At 63.7% G+C, this 19,885-nt stretch carries 22 protein-coding genes; 2 read left to right on the forward strand and 20 right to left on the reverse strand.

What is annotated here, in order from left to right:
• Positions 1–7: 7 nt before the first annotated feature.
• The 19 genes from HKK57_RS11405 to HKK57_RS11495 form a co-directional block, all read right to left on the reverse strand.
• Positions 8–1,234, reverse strand: coding sequence for a beta-ketoacyl-ACP synthase (locus HKK57_RS11405; protein WP_154907223.1), 1,227 nt, complete (start codon positions 1,232–1,234; stop codon positions 8–10).
• Positions 1,234–1,962, reverse strand: a complete 729-nt coding sequence (gene fabG, locus HKK57_RS11410) for a 3-oxoacyl-ACP reductase FabG (RefSeq protein WP_169390177.1) — start codon at positions 1,960–1,962, stop codon at positions 1,234–1,236. The genes HKK57_RS11405 and fabG overlap by 1 nt, the downstream gene beginning before the upstream one ends.
• A complete protein-coding gene (locus HKK57_RS11415) occupies positions 1,955–2,419 on the reverse strand; it encodes an ApeP family dehydratase (RefSeq protein WP_104911422.1) in 465 nt (154 codons plus the stop codon). Before HKK57_RS11415 ends, fabG begins: the two co-directional genes overlap by 8 nt.
• The gene (locus HKK57_RS11420) at positions 2,416–3,582 is read right to left on the reverse strand and encodes a beta-ketoacyl-[acyl-carrier-protein] synthase family protein (RefSeq protein WP_169390178.1); all 1,167 of its coding nucleotides are present in this window, start codon (positions 3,580–3,582) and stop codon (positions 2,416–2,418) included. The genes HKK57_RS11415 and HKK57_RS11420 overlap by 4 nt, the downstream gene beginning before the upstream one ends.
• The gene (locus HKK57_RS11425) at positions 3,579–4,061 is read right to left on the reverse strand and encodes a DUF3261 domain-containing protein (protein WP_154907224.1); all 483 of its coding nucleotides are present in this window, start codon (positions 4,059–4,061) and stop codon (positions 3,579–3,581) included. The genes HKK57_RS11420 and HKK57_RS11425 overlap by 4 nt, the downstream gene beginning before the upstream one ends.
• Complete coding sequence (locus HKK57_RS11430; protein WP_169908800.1) at positions 4,058–4,792, reverse strand: class I SAM-dependent methyltransferase; 735 nt, start codon at positions 4,790–4,792, stop codon at positions 4,058–4,060. The genes HKK57_RS11425 and HKK57_RS11430 overlap by 4 nt, the downstream gene beginning before the upstream one ends.
• Before the next feature lie 11 nt (positions 4,793–4,803).
• Positions 4,804–6,051: an NAD(P)/FAD-dependent oxidoreductase gene (locus HKK57_RS11435; RefSeq protein ID WP_224791170.1), complete on the reverse strand. Its 1,248-nt coding sequence runs from the start codon at positions 6,049–6,051 to the stop codon at positions 4,804–4,806.
• 57 nt (positions 6,052–6,108) lie between these two features.
• Positions 6,109–8,421 (reverse strand): MMPL family transporter, encoded by a 2,313-nt coding sequence (locus tag HKK57_RS11440; protein ID WP_133713955.1) that lies wholly within the window; start codon positions 8,419–8,421, stop codon positions 6,109–6,111.
• Positions 8,411–9,061 carry an outer membrane lipoprotein carrier protein LolA gene (locus tag HKK57_RS11445; RefSeq protein WP_169391191.1) on the reverse strand — a complete coding sequence of 217 codons (651 nt, stop codon included), beginning with the start codon at positions 9,059–9,061 and terminating at the stop codon, positions 8,411–8,413. Before HKK57_RS11445 ends, HKK57_RS11440 begins: the two co-directional genes overlap by 11 nt.
• A 149-nt stretch (positions 9,062–9,210) precedes the next feature.
• Complete coding sequence (locus HKK57_RS11450; protein WP_169390180.1) at positions 9,211–9,639, reverse strand: acyl-CoA thioesterase; 429 nt, start codon at positions 9,637–9,639, stop codon at positions 9,211–9,213.
• Positions 9,632–11,176, reverse strand: a complete 1,545-nt coding sequence (locus HKK57_RS11455) for an HAL/PAL/TAL family ammonia-lyase (protein ID WP_104911427.1) — start codon at positions 11,174–11,176, stop codon at positions 9,632–9,634. Before HKK57_RS11455 ends, HKK57_RS11450 begins: the two co-directional genes overlap by 8 nt.
• Positions 11,157–12,095, reverse strand: a complete 939-nt coding sequence (locus tag HKK57_RS11460; protein WP_169390181.1) for an LpxL/LpxP family acyltransferase — start codon at positions 12,093–12,095, stop codon at positions 11,157–11,159. Before HKK57_RS11460 ends, HKK57_RS11455 begins: the two co-directional genes overlap by 20 nt.
• Positions 12,092–12,826 (reverse strand): glycosyltransferase family 2 protein, encoded by a 735-nt coding sequence (locus tag HKK57_RS11465; RefSeq protein ID WP_169390182.1) that lies wholly within the window; start codon positions 12,824–12,826, stop codon positions 12,092–12,094. The genes HKK57_RS11460 and HKK57_RS11465 overlap by 4 nt, the downstream gene beginning before the upstream one ends.
• Positions 12,827–13,044: 218 nt before the next feature.
• Positions 13,045–14,715, reverse strand: coding sequence for an acyl-CoA synthetase family protein (locus HKK57_RS11470; RefSeq protein WP_169390183.1), 1,671 nt, complete (start codon positions 14,713–14,715; stop codon positions 13,045–13,047).
• Positions 14,712–15,257, reverse strand: a complete 546-nt coding sequence (locus HKK57_RS11475) for a membrane protein (RefSeq protein ID WP_029296124.1) — start codon at positions 15,255–15,257, stop codon at positions 14,712–14,714. The genes HKK57_RS11470 and HKK57_RS11475 overlap by 4 nt, the downstream gene beginning before the upstream one ends.
• Positions 15,254–15,508 carry an acyl carrier protein gene (locus HKK57_RS11480; RefSeq protein WP_003209389.1) on the reverse strand — a complete coding sequence of 85 codons (255 nt, stop codon included), beginning with the start codon at positions 15,506–15,508 and terminating at the stop codon, positions 15,254–15,256. Before HKK57_RS11480 ends, HKK57_RS11475 begins: the two co-directional genes overlap by 4 nt.
• Positions 15,509–15,517: 9 nt before the next feature.
• Entirely contained in the window at positions 15,518–15,787 is a 270-nt protein-coding gene (locus HKK57_RS11485) for a phosphopantetheine-binding protein (protein ID WP_169390184.1), read from the reverse strand.
• Positions 15,765–16,577, reverse strand: coding sequence for a lysophospholipid acyltransferase family protein (locus HKK57_RS11490; protein WP_169390185.1), 813 nt, complete (start codon positions 16,575–16,577; stop codon positions 15,765–15,767). The genes HKK57_RS11485 and HKK57_RS11490 overlap by 23 nt, the downstream gene beginning before the upstream one ends.
• Entirely contained in the window at positions 16,553–17,272 is a 720-nt protein-coding gene (locus HKK57_RS11495; RefSeq protein ID WP_169390186.1) for a beta-ketoacyl synthase chain length factor, read from the reverse strand. The genes HKK57_RS11490 and HKK57_RS11495 overlap by 25 nt, the downstream gene beginning before the upstream one ends.
• Positions 17,273–17,620: 348 nt before the next feature.
• Here HKK57_RS11495 and HKK57_RS11500 point away from each other — a divergent pair, with 348 nt between their 5' ends.
• On the forward strand, positions 17,621–18,391 hold the full coding sequence (locus HKK57_RS11500) for a ParA family protein (RefSeq protein WP_029296134.1): 771 nt from the start codon (positions 17,621–17,623) through the stop codon (positions 18,389–18,391).
• A gap of 355 nt (positions 18,392–18,746) precedes the next feature.
• On the opposite strand, the gene trxC is transcribed toward HKK57_RS11500, so the two are convergent.
• Positions 18,747–19,181: a thioredoxin TrxC gene (trxC, locus tag HKK57_RS11505; RefSeq protein WP_169390187.1), complete on the reverse strand. Its 435-nt coding sequence runs from the start codon at positions 19,179–19,181 to the stop codon at positions 18,747–18,749.
• A gap of 301 nt (positions 19,182–19,482) precedes the next feature.
• Here trxC and HKK57_RS11510 point away from each other — a divergent pair, with 301 nt between their 5' ends.
• Positions 19,483–19,884, forward strand: coding sequence for a helix-turn-helix domain-containing protein (locus tag HKK57_RS11510; RefSeq protein ID WP_029299232.1), 402 nt, complete (start codon positions 19,483–19,485; stop codon positions 19,882–19,884).
• Position 19,885 lies beyond the last annotated feature (1 nt).

Below are 19,885 nucleotides of genomic sequence, written 5' to 3' on the forward strand. Positions count from 1 at the left end.
AAAAGGCTTACTGCCAGCGGCGAAAGATCAGCGACGTGTTGACGCCGCCAAAGGCAAAGTTGTTATTCATCACGTAGTCGTTGTGCATCTGGCGGAACTCGCCGCGCAGGTAATCCAGTTCGCCGCAGCGCGGGTCGACTTGATCGAGGTTGAAGGTCGGCACGTATTGGTCACGGTTCATCATTTCGATGCTGAACCACGACTCCAGCGCGCCGCAGGCGCCCAGGGTATGGCCCAGGAAGCTCTTCTGCGAACTGATGGGCATGCGGCTGCCGAACAGGCTGCTGGTGGCCAGGGTTTCGGCAATGTCGCCTTGTTCGGTGGCGGTGCCGTGGCCGTTGACGTAGCCGATGGCATCCGGCGTCAGGCCGGCATCTTCCAGGGCCAGTTCCATGGCGCGACGCATGGTGAGCTGCTCGGGACGGGTGGTGTGCTGGCCGTCAGCGTTGCTGCCAAAGCCGACGATCTCGGCATGGATATGCGCGCCACGGGCCAAGGCATGTTCCAGCTCCTCAAGCACCAGCATGCCGCCGCCTTCGCCGATCACCAGGCCATCGCGGCCGCTGTCGTAGGGGCGTGGGCTGGTTTGCGGGGCGTCGTTTTTCAGGCTGGTGGCGTAGAGCGCATCAAACACCATGGCTTCGGTGGGGCACAGTTCTTCGGCGCCACCGGCGAGCATCAGTGGCAGGCGGCCGAACTTGATCGCCTCATAGGCATAGCCGATGCCCTGGCTACCGCTGGTGCAGGCGCTGGACGTGGGGATCAGGCGCCCGGTGAGGCCAAAGAAAATGCTGATATTGGCCGCCGTGGTGTGCGGCATCATGCGCACATAGGAGTTGGCGTTCAGGCCCTCGGCCACCGAGTTGAGCAGCATATTGCCAAAGGCCTTGATCTCATCGGTGCTGCCGGTGGACGAGCCGCAGGCCACGCCCATGCGCCCGTCCTTGATCGACGCATCGCCCAGCAGGCCGGCGTCCTGCAACGCCTGCTCCGCGGCCCACACGGCCAGGCGCGAGACCCGGCCCATGCTGCGCAGTTGCTTGCGGGTCCAGTGGGCCGGCACCACAAAATCATCAATCGGCCCGGCCAAACGGGTGTTCAGTTCGCTGAAGCGATCCCACTCATCCATGCGGCGGATGCCGCTGCGCTGGGCACGGAAGTTGGCGACGATGGTTTCCCAGTCGCAGCCCAGGGAGGTCATGCCGGCCATGCCGGTGACTACCACACGTTTCATCAGCACAGGCCCCCGTTCACGGCCAGGACCTGGCGGGTGATGTAGGCGGCTTCGGCCGACATCAGGAAATTCACCGCACTGGCGACTTCTTCGGGCGTACCCATGCGTTGCGCGGGGATCATCTTCATCAGTTCTTCCACCGGCACGTTCTCATCAAGCATTGCCGTGTCGATCAGGCCGGGAGCCACGCAGTTGACGGTGATCTTGCGCTTGCCCAACTCGATTGCCAGGGCCTTGGCCGCGCCGATCAAGCCGGCCTTGGACGCGCTGTAGTTGACCTGGCCACGATTGCCGATCAGCCCCGAGACCGAAGTGATGCACACAATGCGCCCGGCCGCGCGGCGTCGGATCATCGGCATCATCACCGGGTGCAGCACGTTGTAGAACCCGTCGAGATTGGTGCGCATCACCACGTCCCAGTCGTCTTCCGACAGCGCCGGGAACGCGCCATCGCGGGTCAGCCCGGCGTTGAGCACCACACCGTAATAGGCGCCGTGGGCCTCAACGTCGGCTTCGAGGATCTGCTTGCAGGTGGCACGGTCTGCCACATCGAATTGCAGCACCCGCGCCTTGCGGCCCAGGGCCTGGATTTCGACCTGTACGGCATCCGCCTCGGCGCGACCACTGCGGCAATGCAGCACGATGTCATGGCCGGCCTGGGCCAGGCGCAGGGCGATAGCGCGGCCGATACCCCGGCTGGAGCCGGTGACCAGTACGGATTCAGTCATGACGCGTGTCCTTCGATTCAGCTAAATAGTTGGCCGCCTGGGGCGGTCGAAATACGTTCAGGCGCGCGCTGGCCTGGATCCCGTCGCCGGTCAGGTGGCATTCGAACACACCCATGCCGTTGTCGTCTTCCAGGGAGCGCAGGCCGTGGATGGTCAGCTCGGTGCCGGCGGGAAAGTGCTCGACGTTGCATTCAAACTTACGGGTGCCCAACAGGAACCCCAGCTCGACGGCTTCACCGTTCTGCCGCGCCCGGCAGCCGGCATAGGCGGCGACGCTTTGCGCCATCAACTCGACGCCGACCCAGGCCGGCAGGCTGCCGTCGGGGCGGTTGAACAGGCCGCCAGGCTTTACGGTGAGGCGGGTGCGGATCTGCTCTTCATCGAACGCCAGCACCTGGTCGATCAGGATCATGTCCCCGGCGTGGGGCAGCAGTTCGGCGAGCGGCCAATCGATCATGGGGCGTCTCCGATAATCAGGCTGACGTTATTGCCGCCGAAGGCAAACGAGTTGCTCATCAGGCAGCGTTTTTCCAGGGTGTCGCCGACCTTGGCCCAGCGCAGGGCGGGCAGCGCCGGGTCGGCCTGGCCGTCCCAGATATGCGGCGCCAGCGCGCCCTCGACCAGGCTCAGCCAGCAGAACGCTGCTTCCAGCGCCCCGGCGGCGCCCAGGGTATGGCCCGTCATCGGCTTGGTCGAGGAACAGGCTACGCCAGCGGGAAACAGTGTCGCCACGGCCAGGCTTTCCATGGCGTCGTTGTGCTGGGTCGCGGTGCCGTGCAGGTTCAGGTAGCCGATCTGCTCCGGTGCCAACTTCGCACTGGCCAGGGCCTTGCTCATCGCCTGCAAAGCGCCCTTGCCCGTGGGCTCCGGCGCGGAAATATGGTGTGCATCGCAGCTCGCGCCGCTGCCCAGCAGGGCAATGGGGGCCGGGGTCTTGCTCATCAGGAACAGCACCGCCGCCTCGCCGATGTTGATGCCATTGCGGTTCACCGAAAACGGGTTGCTACGCTCGCACGACACGGCCTCCAGGGAGGTAAAGCCATTGAGGGTCAGCTTGCACAGGCTATCGACCCCGCCACACAGCACTGCATCGCACAGGCCCAGGTCCAGCAGGCGGCGCGCGCTCATCATCGCGCGAGCGCTGGAGGTGCAGGCAGTGGAAATCACATAGGCCGGGCCGCTCAGTTGCAGCCAGTCGGCGAGGAAGTTGGCCGGGGCGCCGAGTTCTTGTTGCCGGTAGTCGTAATCTTCGGGGAACTGCCCTTGCTGCAGGTAATGGGCAATGCCACGACTGGCTTCATCGATGCCCGAGGTGCTGGTGCCCAGTACGATGCCGATGCGCGAGGCGCCAAAGGTCTGGATCGCCTGCCGGATCGGGCCTTCGATCTGCAAGGCGGCTTCCAACAGCAACTGGTTATTGCGGCTGTTCTGCTGGGCCAGGTGCGGCGGCAGCGCCGCCAGTTCGCCGGGCACGCTGCCCACCGGCAGCACCCGATCGGGCACCCAGCCGCTCTCGGCGCGCATGCCCGAGCAATCCCCGGCAAACAGGTTGCGCCGCACTTGCTGCTGGCCACGGCCCAGAGCGCAGATGATCCCGAGGGCATTGAGGTAGGCGGTCATGGGCTGCTCTCAAGCGCGGTGACGCGATAATCCAGGTGCTGGCCGGGCATGCTCACGGTGAAGGTCAAGGGCGCGCGGTAAATCACTTGCCAATGCGGCTTGAGCGCCCGCACACCGTCGTCCTCACGGGCTTGGGGATAGCTGCCTGGCAGCTCGGCGGCGGGCGTCAAAGCAAACAGCAAGGCGGCAAACAATTCACGGGCCTGGGGGTTGGGCGGCAATAAACCATCCGCTTGCCAACTGCCGGCCACTAGTTTTTGCCGGGCGAGGGGGATGCCCAGGGGGTCCATCAGCGACCAGCGCAGCGCTTCGCCCTCGCGCTGGATCACCAGCAGCCAGTCCTGGCGCTGGCCGTCCTGCTCGCGCTCGATATGCAATTGCACGGGCAAGGCCAGGCTTGGCGTATGCACCGGCAGCGGCGGCTGGCTGGCACAGGCGGCCAGCAGCAACAGGCAGCCGATCAACAACGCACGCATCATGCTGGCGTGCCTGTGAGTGGCTTGCGTGCGACCACATTCACCAGGGTTTCTTCACGCTCGCCAAACGGCTTGGGCTGGCGCAGGCCCCAGCGCTCCAGCAGGCCGAAGTCTGCCGAGCGGCTCCACCACAGGTACGGGTACGAGACATTCTGCGGGCCGAACTCGAAACCCTGGTCGCGGATCATCTCCAGGTACTCGGCGGCGCTTTTCTGCACATGCATCGGGTGACGGAACAGCCAGCGAATCACCCAGGTATCGATATAGGCTTCGGTGGACTCGGCAAACAGCAGGTAGCCGCCGGGCTTGAGCACCCGGTAAAACTCGGTCAGCGCCCGCTGCTGCTCCACCAGGTGGTGGAAGGTCTGGTGGCAGAACAGGATGTCGACACTTTCATCGGCCACGTTGAGGGTGGCGCAATCGCTGCCGATCAGCTCGATCTCAATGCCCTGGCGCGTGGCTTCGGCACGGCTCAAGTCGAGGCTGTGCGGGTCAGCGTCAAGGCCGATCAGGCGCTCGGGGGCGAACACCTGCTGCAGGTAACGGAACGACTTGCCCTGGCCGCAACCGGCATCCAGCAGCACTGGCGCTTCTGGCAGCGGGTCGCTGAACAGGCTGCGCAGGTCGTTGATCGCCACGCGCAAGACGTGATGCTGCCAGGTATGGCTGCGCAGGAACCAGAAGCCGAATTTGGTCTCTTCGACGTAGTTTTTGCTCAAGTACTCTTTTGACACAGATGGGCTGCTCATAGGTTTTCCCCCGCACAGATTTCCGAAAGCATCCGCAAACGGCGCTTGGGTTCGCTGACAAAGGGGTTGCGCTCGTCCCAGGCATAACCGGCGAGGATCGAGCTGATCATGCGGCGGATTTCCGGGGAGCTGCCAGGGTGGTAGATCACATCCTGGAACGTGCCGGCGTACCAGCCTTCGACGTAGCAACGGAAGGTATCGACCCCGCGCTTGAGCGGTTCGGCAAACTCGGTCTGCCAGTCCACGCTCTCGCCTTTGAGCTGGCGATGCAGGACGCCTGCGGCCATGCTGGCCGAGCGCATGGCGATGGTCACGCCCGAGGAGAACACCGGGTCGAGGAACTCCGCCGCGTTGCCCAGCAGCGCAAAGCCGGGGCCGTGCAAGGTGGTGACGTTGGCCGAGTAGCCGCCGATGGTCCGCGCCGGGGTATCCCACACTGCGTTCGCCAGAACGTTGGACAGGCTCGGGGTTTGTTCGATAAAACCGCGCAGGCAGGCATCGAGATCCCCATCACAACCGTCGAAATGCTCCTTGGCCGCGACCACGCCCACCGAGCAGCGCCCGTTGCTGAACGGGATGGTCCAGAACCAGATATCACGCTGGGTGGGGTGGGTGGTGATGAGGATCTTGGTGCGGTCGAAGCCTGGGTGTTCGATACGGTCTTCGACATGGGTGAACACCGCCTGGCGCAACGGAAAGTTCGAGGGTGCTTCCAGGTTCAGCAGGCGGGGCAGCACGCGGCCGTAACCGCTGGCGTCGAGCACGAAGCCGGCCTTGATGTGGTATTCGCGGCCATTCTCGCGGCGCACATGCAGGTAGCGGTGGCCAGCGGCGAAGTCCACGCCGACCAGGGTCTGGCCGTAACGGATCTCTACGCCCTGCAACGCCGCCTGATCGGCCAGCAACTTGTCGAAATCGGCCCGCTGGACCTGGAAGGTAGTGGGCTTGCCTTCACTGAACGTGTCACCGAAATCAAACGCACTGTAGCGCTCGCCCCAGGCAAACGCGGCACCGGTTTTCAGCTGGAAACCAGCGGCGTTGACCGCCTCGAGCATGCCGGCTTCTTCGATAAAGTCGATGCAGTGGGACAGCAGGCTCTCGCCGATGGAAAAACGCGGGAAGTGCTCGCGCTCGATGATCAACACATCATGCCCGTTACGCTTGAGCAACGCGGCCGCAATGGCACCGGACGGGCCGGCACCGATCACCACGACCTGGCGACGTTCCATTTCAACTGTGGGCACTGTGGCTCCTTGCCGGGTTGGCGATCAACACATTCAACTGAAAAAAATTAGTGGGCATCATGGCGCATGTTCCTGGCGGCCGGCCCAGGGTGCCAGCATAAAGCTGAAGGCCAGGCCCAGGCTGACCGACAGGCCGAAGTTACTCACCGCCGGGGTGCTGGAGACTGCCAGCAAACCAAAGGACAGCCAGGTGGTGACGGCGGCCAGCAATGTCCCCAGCAGACTGACCGCGGCACCGCCGATCTGTTCGCGCATGAGGATCGCATAATCGACGCTGATCGCTGTGACCAGCAGCAGGCCAAACAGGCTGAACAGGGTCAACGGTTGCCCCAGCCAACCGAGGCTGGCCAGGCTGCACAGGGCGGCCAGCAGCGGCAGGGCGACAATCCGCAGTGCGCCGCCCAGGCCAAAGGGCAGGACCAGCAGCAAGACGATCAGTACACAGGACAATAATTTCAATTCGGCGGCGCTGACCTGGGTCGCGGCAAATACCTGGTTCAAGTCGCCGAGGCGGTCTACCAGCTCCACCCCCGCTAAGTCCTGGGCCTGGATCCGCAGCAGCGCCGGGTTGTTCAGGCCTTGCAGGCTGACCATCGCTGCCACGCCGCCATCGACATTGCCCAGCCACAACAGGCGCCATGGCTCGGCCAATGGTCCGTTCAGGGCGGCGTCGATATCTTCGGTGGGCAGCGCCTGCAGTTGCGCCAGTTCGGCTTGCAGGGCGCTGGCGGGGATGCCGAGGTCCAGCAGCGGTTGCCACAGCGCCGGCAACTGCGAGAGGGCCTCGCGCACTTGCTGCTGTTGGCTGGGGGTGCTGACCAGTTGATTGAGCGCCAGGTAACCCTGCAGCTTGTCCATGTGCACCAGTTGATCCAGGCGTTGGCTCAGGGCAGCCTGGCGTTCCAGCAACTGCTGTTGATTGTCCGCCCGCACCAGGAAGAACTGGCTGGTGGGCTGGTAGCCGGTAATCCGCGCAATGGCCTGGGCCTCTTGCAGTAACTGCGGCGGCGCGCCGATCCACTGGCGAATATCGTTCTTGCTGTTCAGCTGCCACAGGCCACCGGCGCAGAACAGCAGGGCCAGCACCAGCAGCGCCTGGCTTGGCAGGCGCTTGAGCAGCGACTCGCGCACCCCCAGCAGGAACTCGGCGACCCGCAGTGGCCATTGCGCCGGGCGCAGGTCGATGCCGTTGAGCAGCGCCGGCAACAGGCACACTGCCGACAGATAGGCGCCCACCAGGCCGGCGGCGGAGAACACCGCGATCTGGGTCAGCGCCGGGAATGGCGTCCAGGCCAGGGCCAGGTAGCCGATGCAACTGGTGGCCAGGCTCAGGCTCAGGCCCGGCAGGGTCAGGCGCAAGGCCGGCCAACTGCGCCAGGGTTGCAGGCTCCAGCTCTTGGACAGGTAATGCAGTGGGTAGTCGACAGCCACGCCGATCAGGCTTGCGCCCAGCACCAGGGTCATTACATGCATATGGCCAAACAGCGCCACGCAGGCGACTGCGCCAAACAGCATGCCCACCAGCACCGGGACAAAGGCCAGCAACACGCGCCAACGGCGGAACGCCAACAGCAACAGCAACAGAATACCCACGGTCGCGCCGCCGCCGACCCAGGTCATCTCGCGGCTGGCCTGCTGTTGACCGTTGGCCGCGTACAGCAGGCCGCTGGCGGCAAGCAGTTGCACGCCTTGCTCGCTGGCCTGGTCGCGGCTTGCTTGCAGGAGGTCGGCGACTTGCAGCGGCAGTTTCATATCAAAGGCATTGCCCTGGGTACGCGCGCGCAGCAGCACCCAGCTTTGCCCGTCGGCATCGGCGATCAACGCGCCGCTGCCGATATCCAGCTGCACCGCGCCGTGTTGCGGCTGGCTGTTCTGGATGCGCCCGGTCAGGCCCAGCCAATCGTCCTGGCTCGACACCAGGCTGAAGCCGGTAAAGGGGTCGAACAGTGTCTGCACCCGCTGCTGGATAAAGGCTTCGGGCTCGGCGATCAACTGTTCGCGGTCCTTGGCCGAGAGCATCGCCAGGCGCCCTTGCAGCAGTTGCTGGCGCAGGGCTGGCAGGTCGGCCTGCAGGGTCCAGGTGACCTTCTCAAACAGGCCACTGGCTTGCCAGCGCTCACCCAGTTGTTGGGCCATGGCCAGCGCTTGCTGGCGCTCGGCATGCCCGACTAGCACCAGCATCTCGCGGTTCAGCGGCTCTTGCATGCGTTGCTCGGCCGCCAGTTCCAGGGCGTTCGGGGTGTTGCCCGGCACCAGCTCCATCAGGTTCGCCGACAACGGCGCGCCATGGCGCCATTGCCAGCCGGCCAGGGCCAGCACGGCCACCAGCAGGATCAGGAACAGACGCGGCAACCAACGCTCACTGGGCAAAGTCGTGTTGCTCCGCGTCGCTCAAGGGTTGTGTGCTGGTGCTGTCCTGCATGCGCAGCAGGGTACTGTCGCCCTGGGTTTCCAGCAGTTCGATGGTGTGCACCAACTCGCCGCCATCGATATTGATCTGGGTGAACACTTGCTTGAGCAGGAGCGAGCGTGGGATCAGCGTGAGTTTCCAGGCCTTGGCCTCACCTTGCAGTTGCAACTCGAAGTCGCGCTGCAGGCCACTGCTGTCGCCTTGCAGCACAGCAAGGAATAAACGGTTCTGCTCAGCGCCGGCGCTTTTGTTCGGCAGGGGCTGCCAGCCGTTGGCATCGCGGCGGGCTATGCCTTGGGCGTTGATGCGATAGTCCTGTTGCAACGGGGTTTTGAGCAGCCAGAGCAGGCCGTGGTCCCGGGCCAATACGAAGGTGCCTTTGCTGGTCAACGGCTGGGGCAGGGCACGCAGGTGTTTCTCCTGGATGAAACTGCCGTGGATCACCGAGGGCTTGGCCAACTGGTCGCTCAGTTGTTGCAAGTCGAAGGCATTAGCCCCAAAACTCAAAAACAACCCAACCCCTGTAGGAGCGAGCTTGCTCGCGAAAAACCCGAGGACGCCGCGCAGTGTCAGGCACCCCGCGTTATCGTTGACGACCATCGCGGGCAAGCCCGCTCCTACAGGGAGGTCCTTTCGACGCCCCTCTGTAGGAGCGAGCTTGCTCGCGAAAAACCCGAGGACGCCGCGCAGTGTCAGGCGCCCCGCGTTATCGTTGACGACCATCGCGGGCAAGCCCGCTCCCACAGGGGTCAGCATTTCAGGGCCCTTTCGACGGCGGTGGTGAATACGCTGGGCGAGGCCAACTGCATTTCGCGGTTGGCAATTTCGACGGCCACTTGCACGGTGCTGGCGCGGGTCAGGCGTTCGCCGCTGGCAAGGTCGGTGATCAGGTAGTTGACCTTCAAGCGGTTCTCCCACTCCACCAGGCTGGCGCGCACGTTGATGGTCTGGCCAAAGGTGGCGCCACGCACGTAGCGCAGTTGCATGTCGATCACCGGCCACGCATAGCCGGATTCGAGCATCGCCGTGTAGTTGTGGCCGAGCTTGTCCAGCAGCGCGCAACGGGCGATTTCCAGGTATTTCACGTAATGGCCGTGCCAGACCACGTTCATCGTGTCGATGTCGAAGAACGGCACGAGGATCTGCGTGTCGCTGTGCAATACGCCGGGGCTACGCATGCAGCCTCCAGTGTTGCGCAGCGATACGTTGCAGGCACAGGCGCAGTTCGCCTTCCAGGGCGCGGTCTTCAATCACCGGCGGGAAGTCCTTGGCCAGCTCGATGTGCATGGCCGCCAGGGCTGGCGGCAATGGCCGTGCATCTTCAACCTGGGCGCGCAGCCACACGCCCTGGTTGGCGGCGAGCAAGGTGGCGGCGGCCACCTGTTCGGTCAGCTCCAGCACGCGGATCGCATCGCGGGCGGCGATGGTGCCCATGCTCACCTTGTCCTGGTTGTGGCACTCGGTGGAGCGCGAGAACACGCTGGCCGGCATGGTGTTTTTCAACGCTTCGGCGGTCCAGGCGCTGGTGCCGATCTGCACAGCCTTGAAACCGTGGTTGATCATCGCGCGATCCGCCGGGGCGCCTGACAGGTTGCTCGGCAAACCATGGTTGTAACGCTCGTCCACCAGCAGTGCCAGTTGCCGGTCGAGCAGGTCGGCGACGTTGGCCACCAGGTTTTTCAGGCTGTCCATGGCAAAGGCGATATGCCCACCGTAGAAATGCCCACCGTGCAGCACGCGCTCGGCTTCGGCGTCGATGATCGGGTTGTCGTTGGCGCTGTTGAGTTCGATCTCGATAAACGAACGCAGCCAGTTCAGGCTGTCGGCCAGCACGCCGAGGACGTGGGGCGCGCAGCGCAGCGAGTAGCGGTCCTGCAAACGGTGCAGCGGCGCGGTCGGGGCGTCGATGGCCAGGTCCTTGCGCAGCCAGGCCGCAACCTGCATCTGCCCGGGGTGCGGCTTGGCGGCGAACAGGCGCTCGTCAAAGTGCTCCGGGTTGCCTTGCAGCGCCACCACGTTCAACGCGGTGATGCGCGTGGCCAGTTGCAGCAGGTAGTCGGCGCGGGCAAAGGCCAGGCAGGCGAGGCCGGTCATCACTGCGGTGCCGTTCATCAGTGCCAGAGCTTCCTTGGGCCGCAGCACCAACGGTGTCCAGCCCAGCTCGCGGTGGACGTCGGCGGCCTGGCGGCGCTCGCCGTGGAACAACACTTCGCGCTCGCCGGACAAGGTTGCGGCCACGTACGACAGCGGCGTCAGGTCGCCGCTGGCGCCCACCGAGCCCTCTTCGGGGATCAGCGGCAAGATGTCGTGTTCAAGGAACGCCTGCAGGCGCTCCAGCAGTTCAACCCGTACCCCGGACACGCCATGGCACAGCGACTGCAAGCGCGCCGCGAGCACCGCACGGGTGGCCTGGGCGTCGAGCAACTTGCCCAGGCCGCAGCCGTGGAAGGTGTACAGGTGACGCGGCAAAGCCTCGACATGCTGCAACGGTACCGCCACCACACACGAGTCGCCGTAGCCGGTGGTCACGCCGTAGATCACGCCTTCCTTGTCCAGCAGCGAATCGAGGAACTGCGCGCCCTTGGCGATGCGCTGGCGGTAACCGGCATCGTCTTGCAGGCGGGTAGGCGCCTGACGGTTGGCCAGGGCCAGCACGTCTTCGATGCGCAAAGGGAGTTCGCCGAAGGTTACCGGCTCAAGCAGATGCGTCGTCATCGGTCTTCCAGAAAGGGTAAAAGTTGAACCATTGTTGGGGCGCTTGCAGGCAGAACTGGCCCAGGCGCTCGGCATAGCGGGCGGTCCAGTGGGCGATTACGTGCTGGCGGTCGCTGCGTTTCCATTCGATCAATTGGGCGAAGGGCTCGATGATCAATCGATAGCGCCCCTGGTGCTTGAGGCACATCAGCAGGTTGACCGGGCATTTGAGCAGACCGGCCAGCAGCCATGGGCCCTGGGGGAATGCCGCGTCATGGCCGAGAAAGTCCACGCGCACCGTGCGCCCGCCATGCAGCGGGATGCGGTCGCCGGCAATCGCCAGCCATTCACCGTCGTCCAGGCGCTGGCTGAGCAGCAGCATCACCGCCGGGTCCAGTTCGCTGACCTGGATCAGGCGCAGGTTACTCGCCCCGGCTTCGCCCAGCAGGCGGTTGAACTGTTCGGCATGCTTGGTATGCACCAGCACGTTCATGGTGATTTTCTCGCCCAGTTCCGCCAGGGCGCGGCACACTTCCAGGTTGCCCAGGTGGGCGCCCACCAGCATCTGCCCGCGCTCGCCGCGCAGTTGCCCACGCAGTTGGGCGGGGTCGATGATTTCGATCTGTTCCAGGCGCAGCTTGCCGTTCCACACATCGAGCTTGTCCAGCAAGGCGTCGGCGAAGGCCATGAACTGGCCGAAGACCTTGGTGTGGCTGGGGCGCAGGTCGTCGCGCCCGCTCCAGTCGGCCAGGCGCTGCTGGTATTGCCAGATGCTCCGGCGCGCGGTGCGGCCAAGCAGGAAAAAGTACAGGACGATGCCATACAGCAGCGGGCTCAGCAGCCGGCGCCCGAGCACTTTGGCGGCGAACGCGGTGAGTTTCATCAGCCAGAAGCTGCCGCGCTCCTGGCGGTCGGCCCAATGCCGGGGGCTGTCGCTCATGCCTGCCACCGTCGCCACAGAATCAACGGCGCACGCATCAACATGCCGAAGAACAGCCGGGTGTGCATCGACGAAATCAGCAGGTTGTCGTGGAACAGCCGAAAGTGCGAGAGGCCATCGGCCGGGTAATGCACCTTGGTCGGCAGCCAGCGCATCGGCTGGTTGCGCCACGACAGGCGCACGAGGATGTCGGAGTCGAAATCCATGCGCTTGCCGATCCGCGCCGAGTCCATCAGCGCCAGCACCGGAGGCAGGGGGTAGATGCGAAAGCCGCACATTGAATCGCGGATTTGCAGGGACAGGCTGTTGATCCATACCCAGAAGTGGGTCAGGTAACGGGCGTAGAGACGGCCCTTGGGCACGCTGTCGTCGTATTCGGGGTAGCCGCAGATCACCGCATCAGGGTGGGTGCGTGAGGCGTCGAGAAACAGCGCGACTTCGCGCAGGTCGTGCTGGCCGTCGGCGTCTACTTGCAGGGCATGGGTAAAGCCCAGGCGTGCGGCTTCGCGAAAACCGGCCATCACGGCTGCGCCCTTGCCTTGATTGACGGACAGGGTCAGCAGCGACACGTTATCCAGGCTGGCCAGTTGCGCCAGCACCGCCGCGCAGGCCGGGCTGCTGCCATCGTCCACCAGCAGGCAGGGCAGGCCGTGGTCCAGCAGGCTACGGACCACGGCGGGCACGGCGGCTTCGTGGTTGTAGACCGGGATCAGGGCGCAGGGGTTATGCATGACAGGCCTGCTTGCGGTGTAGGGAGGTGGATGGGGCTATGGCTGTGGTTGTGGTTGTGGCGAGCGGGCTTGCCCCGCGCTGGGCTGCGCAGCAGCCCCAGAAAGGCCTACGCGGTTTTTCAGACAGAATCCCGTTGCCGGTTTTGGGGCTGCTGCGCAGCCCAGCGCGGGGCAAGCCCGCTCGCCACAACAAGCCCATTAGCCGCGGGAACAGGGGCTCACTCATGGGGTTGCTCCAGCAAAACCCGCCCACTGGAGCACGCCGCACTGTCGTTGCGATAGGCAAAGTACAACTTGCCGCGCTCGCGATCAAAACGCAGGTGCAGTTCGATCACGTCGCCAGGGCGTACCAGTTGCTGGAACTTGAGCACTTCCATGCCGGCAAACGTCGGCGGCAGGTCGAGCAGTTGCTGGCCCAGGTTGAACGCCCATTCCACCTGCACCACCCCCGGCAATACCGGCGTGTGAGGGAAGTGCCCGCTGAAGTAGGCCAGGTCCGGGGGGATGCTCAGTTGCAGGGTCCATTCGCCGTCAGTCTCGACTTGCGCCAGCACTTGCGGGACCTTGGGGCGCGGCGCCAGTAGCAGGGCTTCGATCTGCGCCTGGGGCAGTTTGCCCTGGGGGTTTAACGGCAGCTGCCGCAACAAGCGCCAGCGACGGGGCAGGGCCAGGGCTTCGCAGTGTTGGCTCAGGTGTTGGCGCAGGGCCTGGGTGACGCTGCGCCGGCCTTGGTTACGCAAGGCGTGCAGGCCGTCGCCACTGAGCACCACCAGGGCGCCGAGGGAGGCGCGGTTTTCCTGGACCACCCCCAGGCGCGCTTCCGCAACCCACGCGTGCTCGGCCAGGGCGTGTTCGAGCATGGGCAGGGAGATGCGTTTTTCTTCCAGCTTGACGATCCGATCCAGGCGCCCGAGCAATTCGAAGCGGCCGTCGGCGTAGATCTGGGCGGCGTCGGCAGTCTGTTCGACATGCCCGGCCGGCAGGTACGGCGAGGCAATGCGCAAGGCGCCCTCGGCATCTTGGCTCAGGCACACATCGGCAAACGGCTGCCAGGGCGTTTGGCCCTGGCGCCAGGCAATGCCGCCGGTTTCCGAGCTGCCGAGGATCTCGGTCGGCCACTGCTGCAGGCGTTGGTGCAGGCTGTTGGCCGCGTCGATGGGCAGCGCACCACCGGAGGAGAACACGCGCTTGACGCTGCTCAAGGCCGGCCAGTCGAGGTTATCGCCCATGCGTTTGAGCAGGGCCGGGCTGGCCACCCAGGCAAAATGCGGGTGCTGGCGGCTGATGCGCTGCACGTCCTCGGGGAACGGCAGTTGCTGGCGCACAAAGCTGCGACCGGCGCACAGCGGCCACAGCACGCGGAACAGCAGGCCATAGATGTGTTGGGTGGCGACGCTGCCGATGATGCACGCCTGGCCCAGGTCGGCGCCCCACAAGGCTTCCAGGGCCCGCACCTCGTTGGCCAGTTGGCGCAGGGTCTTGTCGATGCGCTTGGGCTCGCCGCTGGAGCCGGACGTGCACAGGCCCAAATGGCAGGCGTCCAGGTCCAGGGCGGCGGCGGCCAGCGGCGGTTGGTAGAGCGCATCCAGGTCGCCCGCTTCGGTCAGCCAGGCGTCAACATCAGCGGCCCAGCGTTGGCGTGTCTGGGGTTGCAGGTCGGCTGGCAGCAACACGCTGACCCCGGCCTGCCAGGCGCCCAGCAAGGCAATCGCCAGCTCGCCGGCGTCGTTCAAGTGCACCGCCAGGCGCTGGATGCCGCGGGCTTGCAGGCCGGCCGCCAGGCTCAGGGCCCGTTCGCACAGCTGTGCGTGGTTCATCGCAGGTTCGGTGGTGACCGAACGCAGTTCCACAGGCTCAAGCAACAGATGCTCAAGATTGACCCAATTCATACGCGGCCTCGAACCCTTTGTCGTACCAGCCATTCCACGGCAAACAACAGGCCCATCAAGCCATAGGCGATCAGGCCGTTGTACAACATCCACCAGCTCAGCGGTGCCCACAGGGTGAGCGCGGCGGCGAGCAGGCCGTTACACAAGAAAAACACACTCCATACCACGGTGACCTGGCGCGTGTACGCAATAGCCTTTTGCGGCAGATGCGGGTCGCTCAGGCGCGCCAGGCGCTCGACCATCGGCGGGCCGTATTTCAGGCTCAGGCCGAACAGCGCGAGCATGAAGGTGCTGACCAGGCTCGGGTACCAGCGCAGCAGTTGCGGGTTGTCGAACCAGGCCAGCAGCAGGCAAAACACCACCGCGACAAAGGCCATCCAGCCACTGCCGGGGCGCCGTGCGCCGGTCAGCGCGCGCAACAGCCACAGGCAGGCCAGCAGCAGACCGAATTGCCAGGGCGCGAAATGCTCCGTGCCGTAATACACCGCAAAAGGATACAGCAGCCCTACCAGCAACAGGCCAAGGCCGATCAGCCGGCTCATGCGGCCGGTTGGACCAGACGGTAGACCGCCTCGACCACGTCATTGACCGTACGCACGGCCTTGAACTCTTCGGCGGCGATTTTCTTGCCGGTCTGGCGCTTGATATGGTCGATCAGGTCCACCGCATCGATGCTGTCGATTTCCAGGTCCTGGTACAGGTTGGCGTCGAGGGTGACCCGCTCCGGCTCCAGTTCAAACAGTTCCACCAGGGCGTCGCGCAGGGTGTTGAAGATATCGTCACGAGTTTGCATGGTCGGGTCTCAAGCTGCCTGTCTGGCCGTGACGAACGCCGCAAGGCTGGCCACGTTGATAAAGTGATTGCGGGTGTCCTTGGCGTCGGCATCGATCTTGATACCGTACTTTTTCTGGATCGCCAGGCCCAATTCCAGGGCATCTACCGAATCCAGGCCCAGGCCTTCGCCGAACAGGGTTTGCTCGCTGCCGATGTCGCTGGCGTCGATGTCTTCCAGGCCCAGGGCCTCGATGATCAGGGTTTTAATGTCGTGCTCAAGGCTGTTGGTGTTGCTCATCTTCGGCGAGCTCCTTAATGAAATAGTGATGCAGGTAATCGTTGAGCTTGCGTGAGGCCTGGGGTGCGGGCCCTTGTGAGGCAAACACCTGTGGGTCTATATCGGCCCCCACCTGCAAACTGAAGTGAAAGCGGCGGTTGGGGATGCGATACCAGGGCTCGGCCTTGGTCAGCGTGGTCGGGCTGACCTTGAGCACCACGGGGGTGATGATTGTCGCACCGCGCAGGGCGATGGCGGCGGCCCCGCGATGAAAGGCCGGCGGCGCGCCTGGCACGGTGCGGGTGCCTTCGGGGAAGATGATCAGGGTCTGGCCGTCACGCAGGGCGCCTGCGGCGGCATCGAGCATGTCGATGCTGCCGTCGTTGCTGATATAGCCGGCATCGCTCACCGGGCCCCGGGTGAAGGGGTTTTGCCACAGGCTTTGCTTGACCACGCAATTGGCCTGGCGCACCAGGCCGATCAGCACCACCACATCGATCAGCGACGGGTGATTGGCGATGATCATCTGCCCGGGGCGCCCGAGTTTTTCAGCGCCTTCGACGCTGTAGGTCAGAATGCCGGCGCGGTACATCATGTTGATAAAGAACCAGAACAACCGCCCTATGGTCAGGCGTGCCCGACGCTGGTGTTGCCGGGCGTCCCCCGGCAGGCAGCTGAGCAGCGGAAACACCAGCAGGCGCAGGCACAAGCCGCCCAGGCCGAACAGCACGAAGCTGGCCGCCGTGGCGAACAGGCGCCAGTAGTAGGCGTCCCGGGGCTTGTCGGTCAGGGTTTGCGTTGCCAGTTCCATACTCGGTTCTTCCAGGCATGTTGGCAGGCACCTTGCTCGTCGAGCAGGGTGCGCAGCAGGTTCAGGGCGTGGGGCCACTGGGTCTCGGTGGGTTGGACCGTTGCGGTGTGCAGCGCCAGTTGCCATTCGTCGCCTGGGGTCAGCAGCAGGCCCAGGGCATAGGGGAACGGCACATCATTGATCCAGCGCGTGTAGGCCAGGGGTGGCTGTTCTTCGGTAATCACCAGCAGCACGGCCGGCGCGCCTTCGTTGAGCAGGGCCGCCGCTTCGAGCATGCCGTGCTCCAGGCCATCGCCTGCCGCTGCCAGGGCGGTCATTTCGCTGGTTTCATTGCGCAGGATCGACCATAGGCCAATCACCGCATTGTGCACCGACAGGCTGAACTGGGTGGGCGACAGGGGCTGGTCATTGGCCAGGTCGCTGAGGATATCCAGGGTGCGCGGGGTTTCGCCATGACGTGAAACAAACACCAGCGGCAGGTCCTGCAGGCCTTCTGCCAAGGGCCAGCCGACGCTGAAGGCCATCCGGGCCAGGCGGCTCAGGCGCCGGCGCTGCATGGCTGGCAGGAACGACACATCGGGCGCGGCATCGCTTTGGGCCAGCAACGTCGGGGCCTGGCACCAGTCGCGCCAGGCATCCACGCTGTCGAGCCCAGGGGCCCAGGCGCGCCATTGGGCGATGTTGAAATTGATCACTGAGAAGATTTCCCGCCCCTGCGGGCTTCCTTGTGCTGCAGTTTGCCCCGCAATGGCGGGACATGGCGCGATGGCCGAGTGGCGCGCATTATCCCGGTGCGGTGGGGTTCTAGCAAACTTTGGTAAAGAATTGTTCACGAGATATTACAAAGTCAGCGAAATGAATCATCGATTCTCCGCCAATGGCTGTAGGTGTTTGGTGTCAGGCAGGTCTTTGTTGGTTGGCGTAATACGAGATAGTTATGCGGGATCGATCCTCTGATGCTGTAGTACATGCTTGATCAAGGTAGCGAGCGGGCGCTTTTGCCCTCTACACTCGGGCATTCATTGATACACGGAGGTTTTTCCATGCGGCGCGTGGTGTTCAATCAAAAAGGCGGCGTTGGCAAATCCAGCATCGCCTGCAACCTGGCGGCGGTCAGCGCCAGCGAAGGCTATCGAACCCTGTTGGTGGACCTCGATGCACAGGCCAACTCGACCCAGTACCTGACGGGGCTGACGGGTGACGATATCCCCATGGGCATTGCCGATTTCTTCAAGCAGACCCTGTCATCCGGGCCGTTTTCGAAGAAAAACCAGGTGGATATCTACGAAACCCCATTCGACAACCTGCACGTCATCACCGCCACCGCGGAACTGGCGGACCTGCAGCCCAAGCTTGAGGCCAAGCACAAGATCAACAAGCTGCGAAAACTGCTTGATGAATTGGCCGAGGATTACGACCGGATTTACCTGGATACGCCGCCGGCCCTAAACTTCTATGCGGTTTCCGCGCTGATTGCAGCTGATCGCGTGTTGATCCCGTTCGATTGCGATAGTTTTTCGCGCCAGGCGCTGTACGGCCTGCTGGCGGAAATCGAAGAACTCAAGGACGACCACAACGAAGGCCTGGAAGTGGAAGGCATCGTGGTCAACCAGTTCCAGGCCCGGGCGAGCCTGCCGCAGCAGATGCTCGACGAGTTGATTGCCGAAGGCCTACCGGTGTTGCCGGTGTACCTGGCCAGCTCGGTGCGCATGCGCGAGTCCCACCAGGAAAGCAAACCGCTGATCCACCTCGACCCGCGCCACAAACTGACCCGACAGTTCGTGGAGCTGCACAACCTGCTGGAAAACACCTGATCTGAAGGGTGAACACGGTCTATGTGGGAGCTGGCTTGCCTGCGATGACGGTGTGCCAGCTTGCATATCCATCAAGCTGCCCCTCGCCATCGCGGCATAGGTATCTACACAACTTTCAGAAACTGACGAACTCCCCTGTGGCGAGCGGGCTTGCCCCGCGCTGGGCTGCGAAGCAGCCCCAAAACCAGCCGCTGCGGTGTATCTGGTACAACGCATTCGTCTTATTGGGGCTGCTTCGCAGCCCAGCGCGGGGCAAGCCCGCTCGCCACAACTGCGCTATCTGTCTGGATTTAGGCGTTGCTGCAAAGTTGTGTAGATACCTATGGCCATCGCGGGCAAGCCCGCTCCTACAGGGTTACACCCCTTGGCTGCGCAACCAGCTCATCAATTGCGGTAGCGCAAACGCGCCGCTCTGGCGTGCCACTTCCCGGCCATTCTTGAACAGGATCAGGGTGGGAATCGAGCGAATCCCCAATTGTGCCGAAAGCTGCTGGTTGGCCTCACTATCGAGCTTGGCCAGGCGGCACTTGCCCGCCAACTGCCCGGCCGCCTTTTCAAACACCGGCGCAAACGACTTGCACGGCCCGCACCACTCTGCCCACACATCCACCAGCAGCGGCAAGTCGCCCTTGATCTGGCTGGAATAGTCGCCCTGTTTCAGTTCAAACGGTTTGCTCAGCAACACCGGCTGCTTGCAGCGCCCGCACTTTGGGGCATCGCCCATGCGTTCGTGGGGGATGCGGTTGAGGCCGTTGCAATGAGGGCAGGGGATTACCAGGGGATCGGACATGGTGGGATTCCGTTGAAGTTGCCAATGAACTCTATTTGGAGCCAAGACCGAAATTATCAAGGCTCGGCGGTGGCGACGCATGTGTTCACATTTTTGCCTGTGCGCACGTTTGGCCGCCTACCTAGGCTACGTATGCAAGTTTGAGATTGCGCCGCTGGTCTGCTGAGCACTTATCGCATATTGCGATAATTTGATGCCGAGACTAACCTCCATAGCAAGATGCGATAAGGATATTGCATGCGAGTAATCAGTGTGAGACCCATTCGAAATGCCAAGGGCAAGTGGAAGGAGTGACAGGAAAATGAGCGTATTGATTGAGCAGGCTGTTGAGCACTGGGAATTTGTGTCACCGCTGTTGCGCAAGCCCAAAAGCGAGGCTGACTACGATGTGCTGGTCGAGGCCCTCGACGAATTGCTGGATATTGTCGGGGACGACGAAACCCACCCCCTGATGGGGTTGGTGGATATTATCGGCGACTGGGTCGAGGCCTACGATCTGGAGCATTGGCCGATACCCGAGGTGAGTGGTGTCGAAGTGTTGCGGTCAATGATGCAGGAGCACGGTTTGACCCAGAGTGATTTACCGGGCGTAGGTCCTCAATCGGTGGTCTCTGAAATTCTCAGTGGCAAGCGCCAGCTCAACGTGCGACAGATTCGTTGGCTGGCAGAGCACTTTAAAGTGCCTGTGGATATGTTCATCTGAA

The sequence above is a fragment of the Pseudomonas sp. ADAK21 genome, from assembly GCF_012935735.1.
Classification (GTDB): domain Bacteria; phylum Pseudomonadota; class Gammaproteobacteria; order Pseudomonadales; family Pseudomonadaceae; genus Aquipseudomonas; species Aquipseudomonas proteolytica.

Excerpts from the sequence above, each read along its gene's own strand:
- HKK57_RS11490 (WP_169390185.1), bottom strand. The coding sequence starts at position 16,577 with ATGGAACTGGCAACGCAAACCCTGACCGACAAGCCCCGGGACGCCTAC.
- HKK57_RS11420 (WP_169390178.1), bottom strand. The coding sequence starts at position 3,582 with ATGACCGCCTACCTCAATGCCCTCGGGATCATCTGCGCTCTGGGCCGT.
- HKK57_RS11460 (WP_169390181.1), bottom strand. The coding sequence starts at position 12,095 with ATGAGCGACAGCCCCCGGCATTGGGCCGACCGCCAGGAGCGCGGCAGC.
- HKK57_RS11510 (WP_029299232.1), top strand. The coding sequence starts at position 19,483 with ATGAGCGTATTGATTGAGCAGGCTGTTGAGCACTGGGAATTTGTGTCA.
- HKK57_RS11465 (WP_169390182.1), bottom strand. The coding sequence starts at position 12,826 with ATGCATAACCCCTGCGCCCTGATCCCGGTCTACAACCACGAAGCCGCC.
- fabG (WP_169390177.1), bottom strand. The coding sequence starts at position 1,962 with ATGACTGAATCCGTACTGGTCACCGGCTCCAGCCGGGGTATCGGCCGC.
- HKK57_RS11445 (WP_169391191.1), bottom strand. The coding sequence starts at position 9,061 with ATGGTCGTCAACGATAACGCGGGGTGCCTGACACTGCGCGGCGTCCTC.
- HKK57_RS11450 (WP_169390180.1), bottom strand. The coding sequence starts at position 9,639 with ATGCGTAGCCCCGGCGTATTGCACAGCGACACGCAGATCCTCGTGCCG.
- HKK57_RS11470 (WP_169390183.1), bottom strand. The coding sequence starts at position 14,715 with ATGAATTGGGTCAATCTTGAGCATCTGTTGCTTGAGCCTGTGGAACTG.
- HKK57_RS11500 (WP_029296134.1), top strand. The coding sequence starts at position 17,621 with ATGCGGCGCGTGGTGTTCAATCAAAAAGGCGGCGTTGGCAAATCCAGC.
- HKK57_RS11415 (WP_104911422.1), bottom strand. The coding sequence starts at position 2,419 with ATGATCGATTGGCCGCTCGCCGAACTGCTGCCCCACGCCGGGGACATG.
- HKK57_RS11455 (WP_104911427.1), bottom strand. The coding sequence starts at position 11,176 with ATGACGACGCATCTGCTTGAGCCGGTAACCTTCGGCGAACTCCCTTTG.
- trxC (WP_169390187.1), bottom strand. The coding sequence starts at position 19,181 with ATGTCCGATCCCCTGGTAATCCCCTGCCCTCATTGCAACGGCCTCAAC.
- HKK57_RS11480 (WP_003209389.1), bottom strand. The coding sequence starts at position 15,508 with ATGCAAACTCGTGACGATATCTTCAACACCCTGCGCGACGCCCTGGTG.
- HKK57_RS11425 (WP_154907224.1), bottom strand. The coding sequence starts at position 4,061 with ATGATGCGTGCGTTGTTGATCGGCTGCCTGTTGCTGCTGGCCGCCTGT.
- HKK57_RS11475 (WP_029296124.1), bottom strand. The coding sequence starts at position 15,257 with ATGAGCCGGCTGATCGGCCTTGGCCTGTTGCTGGTAGGGCTGCTGTAT.
- HKK57_RS11485 (WP_169390184.1), bottom strand. The coding sequence starts at position 15,787 with ATGAGCAACACCAACAGCCTTGAGCACGACATTAAAACCCTGATCATC.
- HKK57_RS11405 (WP_154907223.1), bottom strand. The coding sequence starts at position 1,234 with ATGAAACGTGTGGTAGTCACCGGCATGGCCGGCATGACCTCCCTGGGC.